Source organism: Janthinobacterium sp. GMG2 (assembly GCF_033949445.1).
Classification (GTDB): Bacteria; Pseudomonadota; Gammaproteobacteria; order Burkholderiales; family Burkholderiaceae_D; genus Janthinobacterium; species Janthinobacterium aestuarii.
In genome coordinates this window covers 185,133-207,384 of sequence record NZ_JAXAWA010000005.1, presented here as the reverse complement: position 1 = coordinate 207,384, position 22,252 = coordinate 185,133, and the positions used below count along the sequence as shown (strand labels likewise).

Annotated in this window: 20 protein-coding genes and 1 tRNA gene; 8 read left to right on the top strand and 13 right to left on the bottom strand. The window is 63.7% G+C overall.

The window, feature by feature from the left end:
- Positions 1–143 precede the first annotated feature (143 nt).
- The 3 genes from SKZ59_RS19390 to SKZ59_RS19380 all read left to right on the top strand — a co-directional run bounded on the left by SKZ59_RS19390 (position 144) and on the right by SKZ59_RS19380 (position 5,831).
- Complete coding sequence (locus tag SKZ59_RS19390) at positions 144–4,205, top strand: Pls/PosA family non-ribosomal peptide synthetase (protein ID WP_319992668.1); 4,062 nt, start codon at positions 144–146, stop codon at positions 4,203–4,205.
- Positions 4,206–4,220: 15 nt separating this feature from the next.
- The gene (locus tag SKZ59_RS19385; protein WP_319992667.1) at positions 4,221–4,736 is read left to right on the top strand and encodes a 4'-phosphopantetheinyl transferase family protein; all 516 of its coding nucleotides are present in this window, start codon (positions 4,221–4,223) and stop codon (positions 4,734–4,736) included.
- A 198-nt stretch (positions 4,737–4,934) separates the two neighbouring features.
- Positions 4,935–5,831, top strand: coding sequence for a LysR family transcriptional regulator (locus tag SKZ59_RS19380; protein ID WP_319992666.1), 897 nt, complete (start codon positions 4,935–4,937; stop codon positions 5,829–5,831).
- Here the strand turns inward: SKZ59_RS19380 and SKZ59_RS19375 are convergent.
- The gene (locus tag SKZ59_RS19375; protein ID WP_072454729.1) at positions 5,828–6,505 is read right to left on the bottom strand and encodes a phosphoribosylanthranilate isomerase; all 678 of its coding nucleotides are present in this window, start codon (positions 6,503–6,505) and stop codon (positions 5,828–5,830) included. The genes SKZ59_RS19380 and SKZ59_RS19375 overlap by 4 nt on opposite strands.
- Before the next feature lie 222 nt (positions 6,506–6,727).
- Here SKZ59_RS19375 and SKZ59_RS19370 point away from each other — a divergent pair, with 222 nt between their 5' ends.
- The gene (locus tag SKZ59_RS19370; protein ID WP_034756981.1) at positions 6,728–7,132 is read left to right on the top strand and encodes a hypothetical protein; all 405 of its coding nucleotides are present in this window, start codon (positions 6,728–6,730) and stop codon (positions 7,130–7,132) included.
- A 451-nt stretch (positions 7,133–7,583) separates the two neighbouring features.
- On the opposite strand, the gene SKZ59_RS19365 is transcribed toward SKZ59_RS19370, so the two are convergent.
- From SKZ59_RS19365 to SKZ59_RS19345, 5 genes are all read right to left on the bottom strand, one after another.
- Positions 7,584–8,618, bottom strand: a complete 1,035-nt coding sequence (locus SKZ59_RS19365; protein ID WP_319992665.1) for an RNA methyltransferase — start codon at positions 8,616–8,618, stop codon at positions 7,584–7,586.
- 64 nt (positions 8,619–8,682) lie between these two features.
- Positions 8,683–9,024 (bottom strand): zinc ribbon domain-containing protein YjdM, encoded by a 342-nt coding sequence (locus SKZ59_RS19360; RefSeq protein WP_034756972.1) that lies wholly within the window; start codon positions 9,022–9,024, stop codon positions 8,683–8,685.
- Between the two features lie 91 nt (positions 9,025–9,115).
- Complete coding sequence (gene dmeF, locus SKZ59_RS19355) at positions 9,116–10,096, bottom strand: CDF family Co(II)/Ni(II) efflux transporter DmeF (protein ID WP_319992664.1); 981 nt, start codon at positions 10,094–10,096, stop codon at positions 9,116–9,118.
- Between the two features lie 10 nt (positions 10,097–10,106).
- Positions 10,107–10,382 (bottom strand): metal/formaldehyde-sensitive transcriptional repressor, encoded by a 276-nt coding sequence (locus tag SKZ59_RS19350; RefSeq protein WP_072454733.1) that lies wholly within the window; start codon positions 10,380–10,382, stop codon positions 10,107–10,109.
- 58 nt (positions 10,383–10,440) lie between these two features.
- Positions 10,441–11,265, bottom strand: a complete 825-nt coding sequence (locus tag SKZ59_RS19345; protein WP_319992663.1) for a TlpA disulfide reductase family protein — start codon at positions 11,263–11,265, stop codon at positions 10,441–10,443.
- Between the two features lie 174 nt (positions 11,266–11,439).
- On the opposite strand from SKZ59_RS19345, the gene SKZ59_RS19340 reads away from it, so the two are divergent.
- Complete coding sequence (locus SKZ59_RS19340) at positions 11,440–12,450, top strand: alpha/beta hydrolase (protein ID WP_319992662.1); 1,011 nt, start codon at positions 11,440–11,442, stop codon at positions 12,448–12,450.
- Here the strand turns inward: SKZ59_RS19340 and SKZ59_RS19335 are convergent.
- The 7 genes from SKZ59_RS19335 to cysS form a co-directional block, all read right to left on the bottom strand.
- Positions 12,443–13,123: a DUF2325 domain-containing protein gene (locus SKZ59_RS19335; protein ID WP_413774576.1), complete on the bottom strand. Its 681-nt coding sequence runs from the start codon at positions 13,121–13,123 to the stop codon at positions 12,443–12,445. The two genes, SKZ59_RS19340 and SKZ59_RS19335, sit on opposite strands and share 8 nt — an antisense overlap.
- Positions 13,124–13,556: 433 nt before the next feature.
- Positions 13,557–13,649, bottom strand: a tRNA-Ser gene (locus SKZ59_RS19330).
- 110 nt (positions 13,650–13,759) lie between these two features.
- The gene (locus tag SKZ59_RS19325) at positions 13,760–15,007 is read right to left on the bottom strand and encodes an aspartate kinase (RefSeq protein ID WP_035817435.1); all 1,248 of its coding nucleotides are present in this window, start codon (positions 15,005–15,007) and stop codon (positions 13,760–13,762) included.
- Positions 15,008–15,203: 196 nt separating this feature from the next.
- Positions 15,204–16,622 carry a tRNA lysidine(34) synthetase TilS gene (gene tilS / locus SKZ59_RS19320; RefSeq protein WP_319992661.1) on the bottom strand — a complete coding sequence of 473 codons (1,419 nt, stop codon included), beginning with the start codon at positions 16,620–16,622 and terminating at the stop codon, positions 15,204–15,206.
- A 129-nt stretch (positions 16,623–16,751) separates the two neighbouring features.
- A complete protein-coding gene (locus SKZ59_RS19315) occupies positions 16,752–17,726 on the bottom strand; it encodes an acetyl-CoA carboxylase carboxyltransferase subunit alpha (RefSeq protein ID WP_034756951.1) in 975 nt (324 codons plus the stop codon).
- Between the two features lie 54 nt (positions 17,727–17,780).
- Entirely contained in the window at positions 17,781–18,491 is a 711-nt protein-coding gene (locus tag SKZ59_RS19310) for a DNA-3-methyladenine glycosylase family protein (RefSeq protein ID WP_219328453.1), read from the bottom strand.
- Positions 18,491–19,888, bottom strand: coding sequence for a cysteine--tRNA ligase (gene cysS / locus SKZ59_RS19305; RefSeq protein WP_319992660.1), 1,398 nt, complete (start codon positions 19,886–19,888; stop codon positions 18,491–18,493). The genes SKZ59_RS19310 and cysS overlap by 1 nt, the downstream gene beginning before the upstream one ends.
- 277 nt (positions 19,889–20,165) lie before the next feature.
- Here cysS and SKZ59_RS19300 point away from each other — a divergent pair, with 277 nt between their 5' ends.
- The 3 genes from SKZ59_RS19300 to SKZ59_RS19290 all read left to right on the top strand — a co-directional run bounded on the left by SKZ59_RS19300 (position 20,166) and on the right by SKZ59_RS19290 (position 22,193).
- The gene (locus tag SKZ59_RS19300; protein ID WP_319992659.1) at positions 20,166–20,795 is read left to right on the top strand and encodes a peptidylprolyl isomerase; all 630 of its coding nucleotides are present in this window, start codon (positions 20,166–20,168) and stop codon (positions 20,793–20,795) included.
- Between the two features lie 73 nt (positions 20,796–20,868).
- Positions 20,869–21,360, top strand: coding sequence for a peptidylprolyl isomerase (locus SKZ59_RS19295; RefSeq protein ID WP_034756945.1), 492 nt, complete (start codon positions 20,869–20,871; stop codon positions 21,358–21,360).
- 86 nt (positions 21,361–21,446) lie between these two features.
- Positions 21,447–22,193 (top strand): UDP-2,3-diacylglucosamine diphosphatase, encoded by a 747-nt coding sequence (locus tag SKZ59_RS19290; RefSeq protein WP_319992658.1) that lies wholly within the window; start codon positions 21,447–21,449, stop codon positions 22,191–22,193.
- Positions 22,194–22,252 lie beyond the last annotated feature (59 nt).

Genomic DNA, 22,252 nt, shown 5'->3' with positions numbered 1-22,252 from the left:
CAGCCACATACTTGCTGAAAATTCCACAAAATTCCCCGTTCTGCAACGCTGAAATGTCTTGCGTACTGTAATGTATCAACTGTGCCGCGCGCCATGCGCAGCCCATCAGATTCCTCACTCCGCATTACAGATAAGCGTCATCCATGAACGATTTCACCGCAGTCAGTCCAGGCATCCCTTCCACCCACGCCGACATCCTGTACGGCCCGCCGCGACCGGATCTGCTGCGCGAGGAAGTACTGGCCGACCTGCTGGAAGCGACGGCCCGCCGCTGCCCCGAGCAAATCGCCCTGATCGATGGCGAACGCCGCATCACGTATGCGCAGCTCGATGCGCAAGCCAGCCTGGCCGCGGCGCGCCTGGTGGCGGCCGGCGTCAAGCCCGGCGACATCGTGGGCCTGTGGCTGCCGCGCGGTGCCCCTCTGCTGCTGATGCAGGCGGCCATCGCCAAGGCGGGCGCCGCCTGGCTGCCCGTCGATGAAGACACGCCCGTCGAGCGCCTGCAGGTGTGCCTCGATGACGCGAATGGCTTTGGTGTCGTCAGCTGCGCCCAATTCGCGCCGCGCCTGGCCGGGGCAGGCATTGGCCGCCCCGTATGGACGGCGGAAAGCCTGCTGGTCCCCGCCGCGCCGGGCGAACTGCTGCCCGCGCGCGCAACCGTGCTGCCCGAACATCCGGCCTATGTGATCTACACGTCCGGCTCCACGGGCAAGCCCAAAGGCATATTGATCAACCAACGCAGCATCTGCCACTTCCTGCGCAGCGAAAACGCCGTGCTGGAAGTGGCGCAGTCCGACACCGTCTACCAGGGCTTTTCCGTCGCCTTCGACATGTCGTTCGAGGAAATCTGGATCGCCTACCTGGTGGGCGCCAGCCTGTGGCTGGGACCCAAGGAGATGTCGGGCGACCCGGAAGCCTTGCCGCGCGCGCTGGCCACCAATCAAGTCACGGTGCTGCACGCCGTGCCGACCTTGCTGGCCCTGTTCGCCGAGGAAGTACCGAGCCTGCGCCTGATCAACCTGGGCGGCGAGATGTGCCCGGAGTCGCTCGTCGAGCGCTGGTCGCGCCCGGGCCGCGCCATGTTCAACACCTATGGCCCCACGGAAGCGACCGTCTCGTGCAGCCTGGCGCGCCTGCGCCCCGGCGAGCCTGTGACCATCGGCACGCCGCTGCCCAACTACGGCTTGCTGGTGCTGCAGGTGGCCGAGCCGGGAGAAAACCGTCCATTGACTTTGCTGGCGCGCGGCGAGACGGGTGAGCTGTGCATCATCGGCCCCGGCCTGGCCGAGGGCTACCTGGGCCGGCCCGACCTGACGGTGGAAAAATTCCTGCCCAATCCCTGGAGCACGGGCCCCGGCGACGCGCGCCTGTACCGCACGGGCGACCTGGCGCGCATCGATGCGGACGGCCAGGTGCTGTGCCTGGGCCGCGCCGACGACCAGGTCAAAATCCGCGGCTTCCGCGTGGAACTGGGCGAGATCGAAGCCGTGCTGGCGCAGCAACCGGGCGTGGGCACGGTGGCCGTCTTGCTGCGCAAGGATGACGGCATCGACCAGCTGGTGGCCTACATCGTCGGCAGCGACGATGCGCCGGCCGATGCGCTGGGCACGAAAACCCTGCGCGCGGCCTTGAACCTGCACCTGCCGCCCTACATGGTGCCGGGCCGTTTTGAATTGCTGCCGCTGATGCCGCGCCTGACCTCGGGCAAGATCGACCGGAAGGCGTTGAAGGCCATGCCGCTGTCCGCGCCGCCGCCGGGCGAGGCGGGTGTATCGGACGTACCGGAAACGCCGGCCGAAGCGGCCCTGTTCACGGCGCTGGCCAAACTCTTCCCGGGCCAGGCGATCTTGCGCCAGCTGGACTTTTTCAGCGACCTCGGTGGCCACTCCTTCCTGGCCGCCCGCCTGGCATCCGCCCTGCGCGCCGATCCGGCCTACGCCCACATGACGGTGCGCGATATTTACCAGAACCGGCAGATCGGCAAGATCGCCGCCGTGCTCAATGAAGCGCCGGCGCTGGCCACGCCGGAAGCACAATGGACGCCGCCATCGACGTGGAAGCGCTGGACCTGCGGCGCGGCGCAGGCGGCGGCCGTGCCTGGCCTCGTCACCCTGCGCATGGCGCAGTGGATGGCGCCCTTCTTCACCTACCACTTCTTCACGGGCGACACGGGCGACACCGTGCCGCGCGCCATCGCCGCCTCGATCGCCGTGTTCCTGCTGGCCACCCTGGCCGAATTTGCCATTGCGATTGCCGGCAAGTGGCTGATCGCCGGGCGTCTGAAACCAGGCAGCTATCCGCTGTGGGGCGTTACCTACTACCGCTGGTGGCTGGCCGACCGACTGGTCGAATCGGCGCCCGCCTACCTGCTCAGCGGCTCGTCCCTGAACAGCTGGTGGCTGCGCGCGCTCGGCGCGAAAGTGGGCAAGGAAGTCGTCATCGGTTCGATGACCCTGCGCGCGCCCGACCTGCTGGCCATCGGCGACAACGTCAGCGTGGGCAATGCCGTCAACTTTGAAAACGCCCGGGTCGAGCGGGGCCGTTTACTGCTGGGCCAGATCGACATCGGCGACGATGCCTGCATCAGCTCTTATGCGATTTTGGAAGGCAATACCAAGGTGGGCGCGTTTGGCCACCTGGAGGGACAGTCCGCGCTGGCCGATGGCACCGCGGTACCGGCCGGGCGCGTGTACACGGGCTCGCCCGCGCGCGACATTGGCGCGTTCGACCCTGCCAGCCACCCGCCGCGCCCCGCCGTCTCGCGCCTGCGCCTGACGGGCGAAACCGTGTTCTTCTGCTTCGGCATGGTCTTGATCGCCGTGCTGTTCTTCATGCCCGTCTTCCCCAGCTTCGTGCTGATCGACTGGTTCGACGAGCGCGAAATGATGCCATGGCTGCAGGGCCGCGACGTGACGACGCAGTTGGCCCGCTACTTCCTGCTGGCCTTCCCCGCCAGCGCCGTGTTGATCGTGCTCACAGCCCTGCTGTCGGCCGCCATCCGCTGGGGCGCGCTGCCCCGTTTGAAGCCGGGCAGTTCGCCCGTGCACAGCAATATCTATTGCGCCAAGTGGCTGGTCAGCCATATCCAGGAATCGAGCCTGAACGTCCTGCACGGCATCTACGCCACCGTCTACGCGCCGTACTGGTACCGCCTGCTGGGCGCCAAGGTCGGCAAGGGCGCCGAGATTTCCACGGCCCTGGGCGTCGTGCCCGACATGCTGACCCTGGGCGACGACACATTCATCGCCGACGCCGTCATGCTGGGCGACGAGCAGATCGACGGCGGCTGGATGACCATGCGCCCCACCGTCATCTCGCACCGCAGCTTCGTCGGCAACGGCAGCTACATCCCGGATGGCACGGTGCTGCCCGAGCACGTGCTGATCGGCGTGCACACGCATGCGCCGCGCAATGAGCAGATGCACAGCGGCGATACGTGGCTAGGTTCCCCGCCCATGCATTTGCCCGCGCGCGAACAGGTCAGCGGCTTTGCCGAGCACCTGACGTTCAAGCCATCGCTGTTGCGCCGCCTGGGCCGCAGCCTGATCGAAGCCTTCCGCATCGTCGCCCCGCACGCGGTGGTGATCGCCGTCGGCTATACCCTGGTGCTGGACGTGATGCCGATCGCGGGTGCCGGGCGCTGGGGCGAAGTGGTGAGCGACCTGGCCATTGCCGGCCTGGCCTACGGCATCGGCAATTTCCTGGTGGTCGTGTTGTTCAAGTGGCTGCTGCTGGGACGCTACCGCAAGCATGCGGCGCCCATGTGGACGCCGTTCGTGTGGATTTCCGAAGGCGTGACCAATCTGTATGAAGGCATCGCCGTACCCAATTTCATGCGCTACCTGCGCGGCACGCCGTGGCTGCCGCTGGCCTTCCGCCTGTTCGGCTGCAAGATCGGCCGCGGCGTCTACATGGACACGACGGACATCACGGAATTCGACTGCGTGCACATCGGCGACTACAGCGAACTGAATGCGCTGACCTGCCCACAGACGCATTTGTTCGAAGACCGCGTGATGAAGATCGACCACGTGGAGATCGGCCAGCGCGTCTACATGGGCCCGCGCAGCTCCGTGCTGTACAGCGCCAAGGTGGGCGACAACGCACGCCTGGGACCGTTGACCCTGGTGATGAAGGGCGAGCACATCCCCGCCGGCAGCAACTGGGCGGGCTGCCCGGCTGCGCCTTTACGCAACGGATCGTAGCTGATGGATGCTACGGTGCTCTGGTCAGGGGATGGCGTGCTGGTGATCGGCATCGCCGCCGTGCTGCCGCGCTTGGAGGCCCGGTTGCGCATCCGCGCCGCCGTGCGCGAGGCGGCGGCGCACTGGCTGAAGCTGGATATCGAGACGATCTCGGTGGAGTCGACGCCGGGCACCCCTCCCCGCTTGCGGCTGGCCGGCCGCGCGGCCAGCCTGTCGTTCAGCCATGACGAGGGACTGTCGCTGGGCGCCATCGGCCTGCATGGCGCCGTTGGCATTGACGTGATGCGCGTGCAGGACATTGCCGACTGGTTCACTCTGGCGCGCGATTACCTGGGGCCGCAGGTGGCCGAAGCACTGAGCACCTGCACCGATGCGCAGCGCCCATTGGCCCTGGCGCAGGCGTGGACGGCGCGCGAGGCGGCGCTCAAGTGCGCGGGCAGGCAGTTGGCGGAATGGGATGCACGGCCCATAGACTGCCATTTACAGCCCCTATCCCTGCCTGCGCCTTACGTCGCGACCCTCGCCTCTTAGTCCTCCTTTCCTTTTCCTGCGCCTCCGATCTGGACGAAAATCAGTTTTGCGATAATACTGACGAGCAGTCCCAGCACCCCGATCAATTCCAGCATGGCCTTTCCTTTGCAGTGACAGCAGACCAGGCCACTGTAGCGCGAACGGCAGTGCCAGGCCAATATCAAATCAGGCAGTCTCCGATCTCGAAAAGGCATACGATTGATTTCCATCAGACAGTTCCGCTACTTTGTCGAAGTCGTCGATGCGGGCAGCTACTCGCGCGCGGCGGAAAAGCTGTACATCGCGCAGTCGGCCCTGAGCCGGCAAATCAAGGAACTCGAGGGCGAGATACAGGCACTGCTGCTCACGCGCGACGCGCGCCATATCGAGCTCACGCCCGCGGGACAAGTCTTTTATGAGCGGGCAAAACGCATCCTCGACGACATCGACGAAACCGTGCGCCAGACACGCCACGTGGGACAAGGCGCGCAAGGCATCATCCGCCTGCTGCATTCAAGCTCCGTCACCCTCACGCCCGCCATCGGCGCCGTGCTGAACCGCCTGCTGGCGCAGTTCCCCGGCGTTTCGCTCGATGTGTCGAAGGGGTCGTCGGAAAACCAGGCTGCCGACATCGAGGAAGGCCGCGCCGACCTGGGTCTCGTGCGCCTGCCCACCCTGCGCAAGCATGCCAACATCATCGTGCGCGAACTGTTTGCGGAAAAACTGGTGGTGGCCGTGTCGGCGGCGTCGCCGCTGGCCGCGCTGGAACGCACGACGATTGCCGCCCTGCGCGACGAGGCGTTCGTCTCGATCCCGCACAAGGACCGCGGAGGCCTCAGCTACCTGGTGGCGGGCCTGTGCCTGGCGCAGGGTTTCTTTCCGAAGGCGGCGCGCGCCCTGTCGCGCAAGACGTCGCAGCTGAACCTGATCGAGGCCAACATGGGCATCGCCATCGTCCCCGACAGCATGCGCCTGGTGGCGCCGCCGGGCGTGCGTTTCATCGCCCTGCCGGACGAGGAATCGCACTCCGTCGTCGGCCTGATCTCGCCGCGCGCGGCCAGCGGCATGGTAGCCGCGTTTACGGAAGCGTTCGTGCGCGAGATGAATACACTCTAGCCTTCCGCATACAGCGCCGCATCGACGTCGCGCACGGCCGCCATCAGCAAGGCCAGCTTCATGACATCGAGCTGGCCATCCGTGCGCACGCGCGAGCACAGATCGATGCCGTAGGGGCGCACCTGGCGCAGCGCTTCCATCACATTGGTGTCGTCCAGTCCACCGGCCAGGAAAACGGGACGGGGGCTGGCGCGCACGAAGCGCGCGCTGACGGACCAGTCGTGCGTGCGGCCCGTGCCGCCCAGTTCCGGCACCGCCGCGCCGGGACGCCCCGAGTCGAGCAGGAAGGCATGGACGTGGGGCGCGTAGGCGGGAATCAGGTCCAGCGCCTCCGGCCCTTCCACGTGGATCACCTGCACGCGCCGCACGTGCGGCAGCAAGCGCGCCAGTTTCTCGACCTCACCCGGGTCGATATGGCCGACGATCTGCACGGTCGATGGCTGCGTGGCGCGCACGTGTTCGGCGATGGCTTGCGCCGTCGTCTCGGACGTCAGCAGGAACGTGGCCACGGGCGGCGGCGTCCAGGCGGCGATCTGTGCGATGCGCGCGTCGGGAATCGGGCCGGGGCCGGACGGCATGGCCGCCACCAGGCCCAGCGCGTCGGCGCCGGCGGCAATGGCCAGTTGCGCTTCGTCGATGGAAGCGATACAGCAGATCTTGATGCGGGTTCTCATGGCCTTGCGTGTGCAGTCTGGATGATCAACATTACAACACAGGGCGGCGCGCGCGCCAAGACACGCGGTCAAGGCCGCGCACGATTGAGTACCAGAATAGGGAGCGCCCACTTCGTCCCGACGGAAGGCCATTCATGCCGCCTGCTCGCCAGCCCGCGCTGATTGACACGCGCCAGGTGGCGGACGATACTTGACATCCGGGGTTGCTATTGGAAGCCGTACATGCGTATCGTCGACTTTGAAGTCCGCAAGGAGTGTCCGCCGCAGTTATGCGACTGCGAGCGCGAGCGCCTGCTAGGCGATGCGCAGGCGGACCTGTCTATCCTGCGCCTGAACCTGACGGAAGAAAAGCGCCTGCTCGCGCACATCGAGGGCATCGCCACGCTTGCCCAGCTGCGGAAACTGCAACTGCTGTTGCAGAAAAACCTGGGCGTGGAATTGCAGATTGCAGCGGGCAGCGGCGAAGTGCGCACCGTGCGCGGCTTCCAGATCCGCCTGCTGGAGCGGCCCGGCCTGTGCCGCAAGACGCGCGCCGCCATTCCGGCCGCCGTGCGCCGCTGCCTGGCCGCACACCCCGAGATCGCGTTTGCGATCTTGAATGAAAACGATTTGCTGGGCGGGGTGTGAGCCGACACCATTGTTGGCGTATGCACGAATGTCGGATTACGCTCTGCTAATCCGATCTACGCCGCCACGCTGGCGTGGATGGGGATGACCTTGCCCTTCGCTTCGCGCGCCCGTAACTGCCTGCAGCCACCTTCCACGTCCTGCCCCGCCGAGTCGGGCAATTTGCTCAGTCACGTAGGTCGGATTAGCGGGCACCGCGTAATCCGACACCATTGTTGGCGTATGCTCGAATGTCGGATTACGCTCCGCTAATCCGACCTACGCCGCCACGCTGGCGTGGATGGGGATGACCTTGCCCTTCGCTTCGCGCGCCCGTAACTGCCCGCAGCCACCTTCCACGGCCGAATCGCGCAATTTGCTCAGTCACGTAGGTCGGATTAGCGGGCACCGCGTAATCCGACACCATTGTTAGCGTATGCTCGAATGTCGGATTACGCTCCGCTAATCCGACCTACGCCGCCACGCTGGCGCGGATGGGAATGACCTTGCCCTTCGCTTCGCGCGCCCGCAACTGCCCGCAGCCGCCCTCCACGTCCTGCCCGGCCGAATCGCGCAATTTGGTCAGCACGCCGCGTTCGTGCAGGGCGGCGGCAATGGCGCGCGCCTTTTCCCAGCTGGGGCGCTTGAACGGCAAGTCGGCTATGGTGTTATACGGAATCATGTTCAGCACCGCGTACTTGCCCTTCAGGAGTTCCACGATGCCGTCCATCTCGTCCTCGCCATCGTTGATACCTTCCATCAGGGTCCACTGGTACTGCACCGGGTAGCCGGTCAGGCGCGCATACGACTCGCCAAAGTCCACCAGTTCGCGCGGAGTGAGCTTGGGCGCGCGCGGCAGCAGCTGTTCGCGCAGTTCCGGCTTGGTCGTGTGCAGCGACAGGGCCAGCGCCGGCTTGACCCTGCCTTGCGGCAGGCGCTCGAAGGCGCGCGGGTCGCCCACCGTGGAAAACACGAGGTTCTTGTGGCCGATATTGCCTTCGGTGCCCAGCAGCTCGATCGCTTCCATCACATTGTTCAGGTTATGCGCTGGCTCGCCCATGCCCATGAAGACGACTTTTTTTACGGGGCGCATGGTGCGCGCCAGTACCACCTGGGCGACAATTTCTCCACTGGTGACTTGCCGGATCAAGCCATCGCGGCCCGTCATGCAGAACTGGCATCCCACGGCGCAGCCGACCTGGCTCGAGACGCACAAGCCCTCGCGCGGCAGCAGCACGCTTTCCACCGTCTGGCCGTCGTGCAGTCCCACCAGCAGGCGCGCGGAACCGTCCGCGCCCGGATGGGTGCTGAGCAGTTTCAGCATGCCCTGCAATTCCAGGTCGAGCGCGGGCAAGGCCACGCGCACGGGCAGCGGCAAAAAATCCTCGGCGCGGCGCCGGCCCTGGTCGTGCGGCTGGCCCTGTATCCAGTCGCGCAGCACGCGCTGTTCGTGCAGGGGCTTGGCGCCCAGGGCCCTCAGGCGCTGGCGGATGGTATCGATTTGCATGGCGTCTGAATAAAAAAACGGCGCGCAGGAATGAAACCGGCGCGCCGTGTTACGGGTAAAAGCTTTAGACCTTCTTGACGAATTCCGTCTTCAGGCTCATGGAACCGAAACCGTCGATCTTGCAGTCGATATCGTGGTCGCTGTCGACCAGGCGGATGTTCTTGACCTTGGTGCCCATCTTGACGACACCGCCGCCGCCCTTCAATTTCAAGTCCTTGATGACGCTGACCGTGTCGCCGTCCTGCAGGATATTGCCGGCCGAATCGCGGTACACCTTGGCGCCCTCTTCGACCGCTTCGCCGGCCGTGGCCGACCATTCATGCGCGCATTCAGGGCAGATCAACTGGCTGCCGTCTTCGTACGTGAATTCGGACTTGCATTGCGGGCATGGTGGTAATGTGCTCATTTTCTTCTCTGTCTGGTGAACAGCGCGTGCTGTAAAAGCCGACATTATACTGCCTACGCCCCGCATCAGCGGGCTTGTTTCACCATCATTGTCAAGGCCGGCGAATAATCTCGATGGTGCTGTGGACGATTTCCTCGTGGATGCCGATGCGCGCGCGCAGCTCGGCGGCCGTCAATGCGGCATCGCGGCTGACGACGGACAAGGCGCACGAATACAGCTGCTTGCCGACTCGCCACACGTGCAGGTCGACGATGCGCGGCGTATCGCCGGCGCTTTCCACTTCCACGGCCTCGCGGATTTCAGCCACGACGGGGTGGTCCATCTCGCGGTCCAGCAAGACCTTGCCCGTCTCCTGCATCAGTTTTTTCGCCCACAGGGCCACCAGCACGGCGCCCGCGATACCCATCACGGGATCGAGCCACTGCCAGCCGTAAGCCCAAGCGCCGCCCAGCGCGACGATGGCCAGCACGGACGTGGCGGCATCGGCCAGCACGTGGATGTACGCGGCTTTCATGTTCAGGTCTTCGCCATGGGCGTGGTGATCGTGGTGATCGTGGTGGCGGTGATGGTCATGGTGGCCGTGGCCATGGTGGTGATCGTGATCGTGATGCCCGCCGAGGATCAGCGCGCACACGAGGTTGACCGCCAGGCCGATGGCCGCCACCGCCATCGCCTGCGGATAGTGAATGGGCTGCGGCGAGAACAGGCGCTCGAGCGAGGCGACGACCATCAGCACGGCCACGCCCAGCAGCAGGATGGCGCTCGTGTAGCCAGCCAGCACTTCGATCTTCCACGTGCCGAAGGCAAAGCGGGGGTCGCGCGCATAGCGGCGCGCGGCCGCATACGCAAACGCGGCCAGGCCGATGGCCAGCGCGTGCGAACTCATATGCCAGCCATCGGCCAGCAGGGCCATGGAGTTGTACCACCAGCCGGCGACGATTTCCAGCACCATCGTGGCCAGGGTGATCCACATGACGATGCGCGCGCGGCGTTCGGCCTTGCCATTGCTGCTGTCAAAAACGTGTTCGTGCTGCCAGGCGGAGAGGTCTTCGCCGAGGGATTGCGTTTTCATGACGTTCTCCTTATTTGAGGTAGGTGCGCAGGATGCCCGCGATGTCGTCGGCGCCCCTGGCCCGCTCCTCGCCGGAGATATCGGGACTGGCCACGTGCTCGCGCAAGTGTTCTTCGATGACTTCGGCCATCAAACCATTGACGGCGCCGCGCACGGCCGCGATCAGCTGCAGCACTTCGCCGCAGTCGCGCCCCTCTTCCAGGCCCCGCTCCAGGCCTTCCACCTGCCCCCGGATACGCTTTACGCGATTGAGCAGCTTGGTCTTGTTGTGCGTCGTGTGTCCCATGATTTCACCTCGATCAATACTATAGGGGGGTATACTATCAGAAACGGCCACGGCCGCCTCAAGGCGCCGGCGCGATCTTTTGCAGCTTGCTGGCCAGCGAGGCATCGGACAGTTCGCCCAAGTGCGTGTCGACCAGGCGCCCCTGCGCGTCGTAGAACAGGGTGGTGGGCAGGGCCGAGGAACCGGCCGCCTTGCCCAGCGCCGCCTCGCTGTCAAGCACCACATTGCGCAGGGTCACGCCGCTCCTGCCCAGGAAATTGCTGGCCGCCGCCGCATCCTCGCGCTGGTTCGCATACACGAAGACGATATCGGCGCGCGCCTGCTGCGCGGCGGCCAGCACGGGCATCTCGCGCCGGCATGGCGGACACCAGCTGGCCCACAAGTTCACCACCAGCGGCTTGCCGCCGGCCAGCGCGGCCAGGGTCGTTGGCGCACCGTCGAGCGCATGCAGGGCCACGGCCGGCAAGGCCGCCGGCTTGTCGTAGGCCAGCGAGATCCCCGCGCTCAACATGCCCCAGGCCAGCGCGCCGGCCGCCACGCTGATGGCCAGCGGTCGGCGCATGGCCGCCATGGCGGGACGCCGGCAGCGCCACGCGGCAATGGCCAGCGCGGACGCGATACCGGCCGGCGCAAGGAAGCCGCCATCGCGGATATTGATGATGGACCAGGGAGCGGCCAGGTACTGTTCGTGCCAGCGCAAGACGAATGCCAGCCGCGCCGCCAGCAGGCCGGCGATCAGCATGTCGGAAACGAGGGGACCGGCGTCCGGCAACTGGCGGGATCTGCGCAGCCACCACGCCACGCCGTAAGCGACGCACAGGGAAACGAACAGCAGGACGAGGCCCGTGGGCAGGACCAGGGGACCGATTTGCAGGGACAGCATGGGCGCTTTCATCAACAGTCAAGGCGCCCATTGTGCCTCAAGCTCCGCCGGGCAGCGCCACACGGCAAAGACGAGCGGGCCTTTTTCCTACGCCAGGCACCGCAGCGCGCCTACCGCGCCAGCGGGCTGCCATGGGCATCATGGATGCCTGGCACACTCGCACGGGAGCAAGAGATGAACAAAGACATCAACAACGCTGTGGCGAAGGGCGCGCCGGTGTCGGCACATACGGGCTGGGCCCTGGGCGCGCTGGCTCTGGGCGCGGCGTGGCTGTTTGTCCGCAGCCGCAGCCGGCAGGCGGAGCGCGCGCATCCGCCGGCCGGCCAATTTCTCGATGTGCACGGCACGCGCCTGCATTACCTGAGCCAGGGTGAAGGCCCCGTCATCGTGCTATTGCATGGAAACGGCGTGATCGCCGAGGATTTTCGCCATGCGGGCCTGTTCGAGCAGCTGGCGCGCACGCACCGCGTGATCGCCTTCGACCGGCCCGGTTTCGGCTACAGCAGCCGGCCGCGCGGCACGCTGTGGACGCCGGCCGCCCAGGCCGCGTTGCTGGCGGCCGCGCTCGAGCAGCTGGGCGTACACCGCGCCGTGGTACTGGCGCACTCCTGGAGCACCCTGGTGGCGATCTCGATGGCCGTGCAGCACCCGCAGCTGGTGCAAGCCCTGGTGCTCGCTTCCGGCTACTACTATCCCAGCGTGCGCTTCGATGTGCTGACGGCAACGCCGGCCATCCCCGTCATCGGCGACGTGCTCAGCCATACCGTGTCGCCCCTGCTGGGGCGCCTGATGTGGCCCCTGCTGGTCAAACGCGCGTTCGCGCCCTCGGCGGTGCCGGACAGCTTCAAGCGCCTGTCGCCGTGGATGATGCTGCGGCCCCGCCAGTTGCGCGCCGAGGCGGAAGAAACGGCCATGATGATCCCGAGCGCGGCGGTGCTGCGCAAACACTACCCGGCACTGCGCATGCCCGTGTCCATCGTGGCAGGGCGCGAGGATGCGATCGTCAGCGCCAGCTACCATTCCGCGCGCCTGCACGATGCGCTGGACAACAGCGAACTGACCTTGCTGCCCGGCGCAGGCCACATGATCCAGCACCTGTCGCAACCCACCCTGCTGCGCGAAACGGCGCGCGTCGGATACGACGCCGGCATCGGACTCGGCCAGGAAGAAACAGGCGTCAGGTGAGCAGCGCTTCCTTGCGCACGAAATGCATGGCTTGCGGCTGGTCCACCAGCACGCACCGCTTGCCCGTGCGCTTGCAGTGGTCGTGCACGCGCCAGTAGGCGTCGTGGCTGACGCAGCCCGTCTGGCAAATCACCAGGTCGGCCGCCACCAGGCCCGCTTCCAGCGCCGCCACGTCATCGGCGCCATCGTCGCCGCCCGCATGGTGCAGGAAGCGCCCACCGGCCTGCTCGATGGCCTGCTGCGCCACGTTGGCGCCGGCGGCCTGCTGGCCCGCATTCTGCTCCAGATAGCTGCCCACATACAGCACGGCTTTTTCGCGCACGTCGGCTTGCAAGGCTGGCGTGGGCAGCCACTGCAGGCGCAGCAACTCGCGCATCAGGTCCTGCACGCGCTCACCGAGCCATTCGACCTTGCGCGCCAGCCTGGCACGCGTCGGCAAGCCCGGCACGCTGGCCGCCAGTTCAGCCAGTTCGTCGCGCGCCAGCGCCAGTTTGGTATCGCGGATCACAACCTGCGCCCGCGCGCGCATCAATTCCGATTCCAGCTGCGCGATGCGGGCCGCCTGCGCGGCCAGTTGCGCACTGCAGCGCGCCTGCGCGCGGCCATACTCTCCCATCAGCACGCGATGCTCGTGCGCGATCACATCCTCGTTGCCATACACACTGCCCATCATGCCTCCTTCACCGCCCGTGGCGCCATGGCGCCATGGCGCCAGCCCATGCTACCCCATTGACCCGAATTATAAATGAGAATTATTATTATTTGTGTATGCGCGCGTGCGCCGTAGGGGTATGTGGGGCTGCCGGCCAGCGATTGTGCGCATTCTTTCTGGCAAACGATTCATTGAGCCACTGTACGTTCACCACTCCATGTCGGCATGGATGCTGGCCTGGCGTGGGACGTGGCGCCGGTGGGAGAGCTGGCTGCTAGTGCCTGAGATGAGGGGACGGCGCTGGCCACTGCGCGGTCAGCGGGGCCGCGCGGGGCGCGGCAGAATGGCGATTCGAATAGCCTCGCACCCCTTAGGGCGATCCGTCTTCGAATCCCACCGTTCCGTCCAGACAAATAAAAAAGCCTCCCGCAGGGGAGGCTTTTTTATTTGATTCTGGCGGAGACGGTGGGATTCGAACCCACGATACAGGTATAAGCCGTATGCATCCTTAGCAGGGATGTGCCTTCGGCCACTCGGCCACGTCTCCTAGCTGATTACTCAACTATGTCTCTGTAGCTAACTGCGCTGCAGCGACGAACGTCATAATATCGATTGCCCCCCCTTTGGTCAAGGGCGTGGGGCAATATTTTTGGATATTTAAGCTTTTTCCAGCTCGAACGCTTTATGCAGCGCGCGCACGGCCAGTTCCATGTACTTTTCGTCGATCAGCACGGAGATCTTGATCTCGGAAGTGGAGATCATCATGATGTTGATGCCCTCTTCCGACAGGGTACGGAACATTTGCGATGCGACGCCAACGTGGCTACGCATGCCCACGCCGACGACGGACAGTTTCGACACTTTCGCGTCGCCCGTGATGCTGGCCGCGCCCAGCGATTCGCGGTTCGCTTCCAGCACGGCCAGCGCGCGCGTGTATTCGCCGCGCGAGACGGTGAAGGTGAAGTCCGTTTTACCGTCGACCGACTGATTCTGTATGATCATGTCGACTTCGATGTTCGCGTCCGCCACCGGTCCCAGGATGTGGTACGCCACGCCTGGACGGTCGGGTACGCCGAGCACGGTGATTTTGGCTTCATCGCGGTTGAAGGCGATGCCGGAGATGACTGCTTGTTCCATGTTTGTATCTTCCTCAAACGAAATCAGGGTGCCTGAATTGGCTTCTATTTCCAGCGGCAACATCGGGTCGGTCAGCGACGACAGCACGCGCGTGGGAACGCGGTAGTTGCCGGCGAATTCCACCGAACGCGTTTGCAGCACTTTGGAGCCCAGCGAAGCCAGTTCCAGCATTTCTTCAAAGGTGATGGTCTTCAGGCGGCGCGCCTCGGAGACCACGCGCGGGTCGGTCGTGTAGACGCCGTCGACGTCCGTGAAGATCAGGCATTCGGCCGCCTTCATGGCAGCGGCGATCGCCACGGCCGAGGTGTCCGAACCGCCGCGGCCCAGGGTCGCGATGTTGTCGTGTTCGTCGACGCCCTGGAAACCGGTAATGATGACAATCTTGCCCGCATCGAGGTCGCGTTTGACTTTTTCGTCATCGATCGACTGGATGCGTGCCTTGGTAAAGGCGGAATCGGTCTTGATCGCGACTTGCCAGCCAGCATAGGATACGGCTTGTTTGCCGATCGCCAGCAGTGCCATCGACAATAGGCCGACGGACACTTGTTCGCCTGTCGAGGCGATCATGTCAAGTTCACGGGGATCGGGTTGATCCATGATTTCCTTGGCCAGTCCAATCAGGCGGTTGGTTTCGCCCGACATGGCGGATGGCACCACCACGATTTGATGCCCAGCGTCGTGCCACTTGGCAACGCGCTTGGCGACATTCTTGATACGGTCAGTCGAGCCCATCGACGTACCGCCATATTTGTGGACGATTAAAGCCATAAGAGTGAAGTTTCCGCTCAAGAAGAATAAAAAAGGAGGGCTTTACTCTACATGCCGCAATGCAAAATAACAAGCTAAAAAGCGCATTAGCTCATACCGATTGCGCATATGGAAATAACCAATCCATGCAGTCCAGCCGGCTTGGGCAGCCGCTTGGCGGCCACCCCGGGAGTGGCCGTAGCGGCTGCCCCTGCGCTCAGCAGGAGACCCAGCGCAAGGTGACGCGGGGACGATCCAGCAGACTCAGGCAATGGCAATCGAGGCCAATACCAGCCGCGAACAGCAATTGTTGCGCCGCACAGACAAGCGGCAGGCGTTCGCGTTCCCAGGCGGGCACGTCAAACGCCTGGTAATGGTATTTCAAGCTCTTCGTGGGACGGTTCAAGGCCAGTTTCAGGCGCTCGCCACCCTGGCGAAAATCGATGGTCAAGGTTTGAGACTGCAGCCAGGCAATATCGATACCCTGGCCACCCTCTTCCACCGCATCGAAATGCAGCACGCCGCCATACGCGGGAAAGGCCAGGCTGGCCTCGCCTTTCCACACAAATTCCTGGCTGGCTTTTTCCAGACCGGGAATGCCCGCATCGCTCTTGTCGCGCATGCCGGCCAGGTCATCGAGCTTCGGCGTCAGGTACAGCCGGTCGCGGTGGCGCCGCACGTGGCATTCTGGATGCGTGACCAGCAATTGCGCATCGGGCCGCGCTTCCAGCAATTGTGCCAGCATTTCCGCCAGCCACGCCGTCGACGGCATGCGCAAGCCGCGCGTGCCGAACCAGTGGCGCAGCAGGTTGTAGCAGCGGTCCGCGCTCAGCGCGCGCAATTTCGCCAGTTCGATGCAGTCGCCATCGAGGCACGCCGCCAGATCCTGCGTCGCCAGTTCCGTCAGCAAGCGCTGCGCCGATTGCGCGTGCTGGGCGCTGCGGGCGAAGCGTTCCTGGAAGCCGGGAAAGGCCTGCGCCAGCACGGGCATCACCTGGTGCCGCAGGGCATTGCGGGCAAAGCGGGGATCGTCGTTCGATTCATCGTGGATATGCGCGATCGCATGTTTCGCCACATACGCTTCGAGCTGTTTGCGCGACACGGGCAGCAAGGGGCGCGCCATCACGAGGTCCCGATTGCCCAGCAGCTCGGGCGCGCTGTTGACGCCATCCATGCCGGACAAGCCCGCCGTGCCGGAGCCGCGCAGCAATTGCAGCAGCACGGTTTCCGCCTGATCATCCTGGTGGTGGGCAGTGAGCAGCAGGCGCACGCCGTGCGCGGCGCACAGCTCGCCCAGGGCCGCGTAACGGCGCTTGCGGGCCGCTTCTTCCGTGCCCGTCTTCGCATTTTTTTCCAGGGTGACCTTGCGCGCCTCGAAAGCGATGCCCATGCCGGCGCACAATTGTTCGCAGTGGACCAGCCACGCATCCGCATTCGGGCTCAGGCCGTGGTGCACGTGAAAGGCGTGCAGAGCAACGCCGTGCTCTTGCGCCCAGGCATGGGCCAGGTGCAGCAGGGCCGAGGAATCGAGGCCGCCGCTGAGGGCGATGGCGACCGTCTCGCCGGTTTGCGGTGCGCAGGCGTCCAGCGCGTGGGCAAAGATATCGGCGACAGTGGCGGTTTGTTGCTTTTTCAATCAGGACTCCGGGAATGCAAAGAGGGACAGGCTGCTAAACGGATGGGTTCGTTTAGCTGGCTGTCCCTGGTGTTTGAATGCTATCTTGGCTTACATTTGGGGTCAGACCCGACGGGTCTGACCCCAGCCTTACTCGCTCGGCGTCGTTTCCTTGAACTTGCCGTAGCTCAGCAGTTTTTCATGGCGCGCGGCCAGCAGGTCCTTGGTTTTCATGCCGTGGAACTGGCGCAGGGTGTCGGCCAGTGCGCGCTTGAGCAAGGTGGCCATCTGTTTCGGATCGCGGTGGGCGCCGCCCAGCGGTTCGTTGATGATCTTGTCGATCAGGCCCATGGCTTTCAGGCGGTGGGCGGTCAGGCCCAGCGCTTCGGCCGCGTCGGAGGCGCGCTCGGCGCTCTTCCACAGGATCGAGGCGCAGCCTTCCGGCGAGATCACGGCATAGGTCGAGTATTGCAGCATCAGCACGGCGTCGCCCACGGCAATGGCCAGCGCGCCGCCGGAACCGCCTTCACCGATGATGGTGGCGATCAGCGGCACTTTCAGTTCGGCCATCACGTACAGGTTGTGGCCGATGGCTTCCGACTGGCCGCGCTCTTCCGCATCGATGCCGGGGAAGGCGCCTGGCGTGTCGACGAAGGTGAAGATGGGCAAGTTGAACTTTTCAGCCACTTTCATCAGGCGCATGGCCTTGCGGTAGCCTTCCGGTTTCGGCATGCCGAAATTGCGCATGGCACGCTCTTTCGTGTCGCGGCCCTTCTGGTGGCCGATGACCATGCACGGCTGGCCGTTGAAGCGGGCCAGGCCACCCACGACGGACAGATCGTCCGCGTAGCTGCGGTCGCCATGCAATTCGTGGAAATCGGTAAAGATTTCATTCACGTAATCCATGGTGTAGGGGCGCTGCGGGTGGCGCGCGATCTGCGCCACTTGCCAAGGGGTCAGCTTGGCGTAGATATCTTTGGTCAGCTGCTGGCTCTTCTTGGCCAGGCGGTCGATCTCTTCGGAGATATCGACGGCCGAATCGTCTTGCACGAAGCGCAACTCTTCGATCTTGGAATCGAGTTCCGCGATCGGCTGTTCAAAATTGAGGAAAGTCGTTTTAGTCATTGTACCTCCAGGTTTTACCGGCCACGGCGCCAAGGCGCGCGGCGTCATCTATGTTTATTTTACCGTACCGGCTGGTGCGCCGGGGGCTGCATCGGGTGCGGCAGGGGCGGCTGCAGGGTCGAGACTGCGCCACAAATACCACGTCGCCACGGTGCGCCACGGTTCCCAATTGGCGGAAACTTCGCGCGCATCGCTGCGGGAAACTGGTTCGCCGGAGAAATAATTGACGCTGATGCCCTGGATCAAACCGGGGTCGTCGAGCGGCAAGACATTCGGCCGGAGCAGATTAAATATCAGAAACATCTCGGCTGTCCAGCGGCCGATGCCGCGGATCTGCACCAGTTCGGCGATGACGGCTTCGTCATCCATCTGGTCCCACTGGCTCGCGTGCACGCGCTTGGCCTTGAAATGGTCCGCCAGGTCGAGGATGTATTCGGTCTTGCGTTTGGACAAGCCGCAGGCGGACAGCTGCTCGGCGCCTGCTTTCAATACTTGCGACGGCGTGCATTTCGGGCAAGCGAGCAGCAGCTTTTTCCAGGCAGCATCGGCCGCCTTGGGCGTGATCTGCTGTCCCACCAGCGAACGGGCCAGGGTCGTAAACGGGTCGCTGTGGCCGACCAGGTGCAGGTCGCCAAATTGCGGGATGAGCTTTTTCATGATGCGATCGCGCTTCATCAGCTCGATCTTCGCCTCTTCCCAGTAGTGCGGCACCTGGATCACCTGCGCAACTACTGGCGCTTCCCCGTTTTCCCTGGACGTTGGCATCATGCGCGGCGCCAGTTGGTCGAGCCGTCAGGCTTGTCTTCAAGAATGATGCCCGCCGCCAGCAAGTCGGCGCGGATCTTGTCGGACTGCGCAAAGTCGCGCGCCTTTTTTGCCGCGCTACGCGCCGCGATGGCCGCTTCGATGCCGGCCGCTTCGTCCTGGCCGCCAGCGGCGGCGCCGACGGTTGCTTGCAGGAATTGCTGCGGCGTACGCTCAAGCAAGCCGAATACGCCCGCCAGGCCCTTCAATTGACGCGCCAGGGCTGGCGACTTGCTCTTGTTGACTTCCGTTGCCAGATCGAACAGGGCGGCCACGGCCAGCGGCGTATTGAAATCGTCATCCATCGCTTCGCGCACGCGCACGGCATGTGCTTCGCTCCAGTCGATGGCGCCCTCTTCCACCACCACGTCGGCCAGCGCCGTGTACAAGCGGGTCAGCGACAGGCGCGCATCGTCGAGGTGCACATCCGAGTAATTGAGGGGGCTGCGGTAGTGCGCGCGCAGGATGAAGAAGCGGATCACTTCGGCATCGAACTTTTGCAGCACTTCGCGGATGGTGAAGAAGTTGCCGAGCGACTTGGACATCTTTTCATTGTCCAGGCGCACGAAACCGTTATGTATCCAGTAATTGACGCTGGTGTGGCCGAACGCGCCTTCGGATTGGGCGATCTCGTTTTCGTGGTGCGGGAATTGCAAGTCCGCGCCACCGCCATGGATGTCGAACTGTTCACCAAGCAAGGCGCATGACATGGCCGAGCATTCGATATGCCAGCCCGGGCGGCCCTTGCCCCACTTCGAATCCCATTTGACTTCTTCCGGTTCGGACTCTTTCGACGACTTCCACAGCACGAAGTCGAGCGGATCGCGCTTGCCCGTGTTCACGTCGACACGTTCGCCCGCGCGCAGGTCGTCGAGCGACTTGCCCGACAGCTTGCCGTAGTGGGGGAAATTGCGCACGGCATAGTTCACGTCGCCATCGGCGCCCTGGTAAGCGAGGTCCTTCGCTTCCAGCTGCTCGATCAGGCGCAGCATCTGCGGCACGTATTCGGTGGCGCGCGGCGTGTGGTCGGGCGTCAAAATACCCAGCGCGGCCGTGTCTTCATCCATGTACTGGGTGAAACGCGTCGTCAGCTGGGAAATCGTCTCGCCGTTTTCCACGGCGCGGCGGATGATCTTGTCGTCGATGTCCGTAATGTTGCGCACATAGGTGACGTCGAAACCGGAGGCTTTCAGCCAGCGGTAGATGACGTCGAACGCCATCATCATGCGCGCATGGCCGATATGGCAATAATCGTAGATGGTCATGCCGCACACGTACATGCGTACCTTGCCCGCTTCCATCGGAACGAATACCTGCTTCTCGCGCGCCAGGGTGTTGTAAATCTTTAGATTGCTCATCGTACTTTGCAAGTGGAGCGGCCGCCAGCCTGGCAAAACGACAGACAGGCGCGGACACCGGGGGTGCCGCGCCACAGAACTGCCGTGTGCGCCGAGACGGGACGACCCGCTGTATTGTTGTTCTTGTTTGTTAGAATTAGGGCGTTAGCGGTCAAGTATAACATTGATAAAAACCATACTGGCCCGATATGAATCAGGTTTTTACGATGTTCAACCGAATTTTCATTTCTTTACAATTAAAGCAAGTTTAGAGAAAAATAACGATCAAGGACACCTCATGCAAGAAACCAAATCGAAACGCCTGTCTTTCCTGGCCCGCTTTTGCACCCTGTTTGCCGGCCTGACCCTGGGCAGCGCCGTCGTGGCAGCCGCTCCGGCGACCGCCCTCGACCCCACGCCCCACGTGGCCCTGAAAACCAGCATGGGCGAGATCGTGCTGGAACTGAACCAGGAAAAAGCGCCGCACAGCGTGGCCAATTTCTTGCAGTACGTCAAAAGCGGTTATTACAAGGGCACGGTGTTTCACCGCGTCATCGACGGCTTCATGATACAGGGCGGCGGCTTCGACAAGAACATGAAGCAGAAAGCCACCAAGGCGCCGATCAAGAATGAAGCGCAAAACGGCTTGCAAAACGTCACTTACAGCATCGCCATGGCGCGCACGGGGGACCCGCATTCGGCCACCGCGCAATTCTTTATCAACGTCAACGACAATGGCGCGCTCGACTACCCTGGCCGCGACGGTTTCGGCTACACGGTGTTCGGCAAAGTCGTCAGCGGCATGGACGTGGTCGACAAGATCAAGGCCGTGCCCGTTGCCGACAAGGGCCCGCACCAGAACGTGCCGGTCGCCCCCGTGGTGATCGAATCGGCGACTTTACTCAAATCCGCGCCCGCAAAACTGTAAAATAGCGTTTTTGCGGCGCCGGCCTGCCTGGCGCCGCTGAATCAATTATTCATCCAATTTATTAAGGATCATCATGACCTCCGTCATCATCACCACAAATCTGGGCAAGATCACCGCTGAACTGGACGCCGAAAAAGCGCCGAAAACGGTTGCCAACTTCCTGGCCTACATGAAAGCCGGTCACTACGACAACACGATTTTCCACCGCGTCATCGACGGCTTCATGATCCAGGGCGGCGGTTTCGAGCCAGGCATGAAACAAAAGCCAGCCGACACCACCGTGGAAAACGAAGCCAAGAACGGCCTGAAAAACGATACCTACACGCTGGCCATGGCCCGCACGTCGGATCCGCATTCGGCATCGGCCCAGTTCTTCATCAACATCAAGAACAACAGCTTCCTCGACTATCCAGGCCAGGACGGCTGGGGCTACGCCGTGTTCGGTAAAGTCACCGAAGGCAAGGAAGTCGTCGACGCCATCCGCGCCGTGAAAACCTCGCGCGCCGGCATGTTCGCCGACGTGCCAGTGACGGACGTGATCATCGAGAAGGTAGAAGCCGCGTAATCAGGCTTCAGCATCATGAATAACAGGCATTGCAGCGTTTTCGCCTCTCCATGTACATCACTTTTTGGGAGCGTTGAACGATGACAATGCCTGCCGCACTCTTTATTTCCGACCTGCATCTGCAGAGCTCGCACCCGCGCACCAGCGCGGCGTTTCTTTCTTTCCTGGAACACCATGCGCAATATGCGCAAGCGCTGTATCTATTAGGCGACCTGTTCGAATACTGGGCCGGCGACGATGACTTGGAAGACGCGTTCAATGCGCGCATGACGGCCGCCATCCGCGCCGTCAGCGATGCTGGCGTGCACGTCTACTGGATCGCCGGCAACCGCGACTTTCTTGTCGGCTCCGGCTTTGCCGCCGCCGCGGGCGCCACCCTGCTCAGCGAACCGCACGTGGCCACGATAGCGGGCCAGCGCATCGTCCTGCTGCACGGCGACGCCGAATGCACGAAAGACGTGCAATACATGGAGTTTCGCGCCATGGTGCGCCAGCCCGCCTGGCAAAAACAGTTCCTGTCCATGCCGCTGGCGCAGCGCAAGGCCATCATCGACGGTTTGCGCAAGAGCAGCCGCGAGCACAATGGCGAAAAATCCATGGACATCATGGATGTCACCCCCGATGCTGTCGCGCAAGTATTTGCCGAACATGCGAGCACCATCATGATCCACGGCCATACGCACCGCCCTGCACTGCACCAGGTCGGCCATACCCTGCGCTATGTCCTGCCCGACTGGGAATGCGATGTCACGCCGCCGCGCGGCGGCTGGATCGCCATCGATGCGCGCGGCAACATCACGCGCCACGACCTGAACGGCAACATCATCGACTAGCTCTGCGCCGACGGCGGCACGGGCGTTTGTCCGATAGCCGCGCCCGCCTGGCCTTGCTG

Coding starts and splice junctions, on each gene's coding strand:
- SKZ59_RS19375 (WP_072454729.1), bottom strand. CDS start 6,505: ATGAGAACCCGCATCAAGATCTGCTGTATCGCTTCCATCGACGAAGCG.
- SKZ59_RS19345 (WP_319992663.1), bottom strand. CDS start 11,265: ATGCTGTCCCTGCAAATCGGTCCCCTGGTCCTGCCCACGGGCCTCGTC.
- SKZ59_RS19365 (WP_319992665.1), bottom strand. CDS start 8,618: ATGCAAATCGATACCATCCGCCAGCGCCTGAGGGCCCTGGGCGCCAAG.
- SKZ59_RS19360 (WP_034756972.1), bottom strand. CDS start 9,024: ATGAGCACATTACCACCATGCCCGCAATGCAAGTCCGAATTCACGTAC.
- dmeF (WP_319992664.1), bottom strand. CDS start 10,096: ATGAAAACGCAATCCCTCGGCGAAGACCTCTCCGCCTGGCAGCACGAA.
- SKZ59_RS19390 (WP_319992668.1), top strand. CDS start 144: ATGAACGATTTCACCGCAGTCAGTCCAGGCATCCCTTCCACCCACGCC.
- SKZ59_RS19295 (WP_034756945.1), top strand. CDS start 20,869: ATGACCTCCGTCATCATCACCACAAATCTGGGCAAGATCACCGCTGAA.
- SKZ59_RS19325 (WP_035817435.1), bottom strand. CDS start 15,007: ATGGCTTTAATCGTCCACAAATATGGCGGTACGTCGATGGGCTCGACT.
- SKZ59_RS19315 (WP_034756951.1), bottom strand. CDS start 17,726: ATGACTAAAACGACTTTCCTCAATTTTGAACAGCCGATCGCGGAACTC.
- cysS (WP_319992660.1), bottom strand. CDS start 19,888: ATGAGCAATCTAAAGATTTACAACACCCTGGCGCGCGAGAAGCAGGTA.
- SKZ59_RS19350 (WP_072454733.1), bottom strand. CDS start 10,382: ATGGGACACACGACGCACAACAAGACCAAGCTGCTCAATCGCGTAAAG.
- SKZ59_RS19310 (WP_219328453.1), bottom strand. CDS start 18,491: ATGCCAACGTCCAGGGAAAACGGGGAAGCGCCAGTAGTTGCGCAGGTG.
- SKZ59_RS19290 (WP_319992658.1), top strand. CDS start 21,447: ATGCCTGCCGCACTCTTTATTTCCGACCTGCATCTGCAGAGCTCGCAC.
- SKZ59_RS19335 (WP_413774576.1), bottom strand. CDS start 13,123: ATGATGGGCAGTGTGTATGGCAACGAGGATGTGATCGCGCACGAGCAT.
- SKZ59_RS19370 (WP_034756981.1), top strand. CDS start 6,728: ATGCGTATCGTCGACTTTGAAGTCCGCAAGGAGTGTCCGCCGCAGTTA.
- SKZ59_RS19300 (WP_319992659.1), top strand. CDS start 20,166: ATGCAAGAAACCAAATCGAAACGCCTGTCTTTCCTGGCCCGCTTTTGC.
- SKZ59_RS19340 (WP_319992662.1), top strand. CDS start 11,440: ATGAACAAAGACATCAACAACGCTGTGGCGAAGGGCGCGCCGGTGTCG.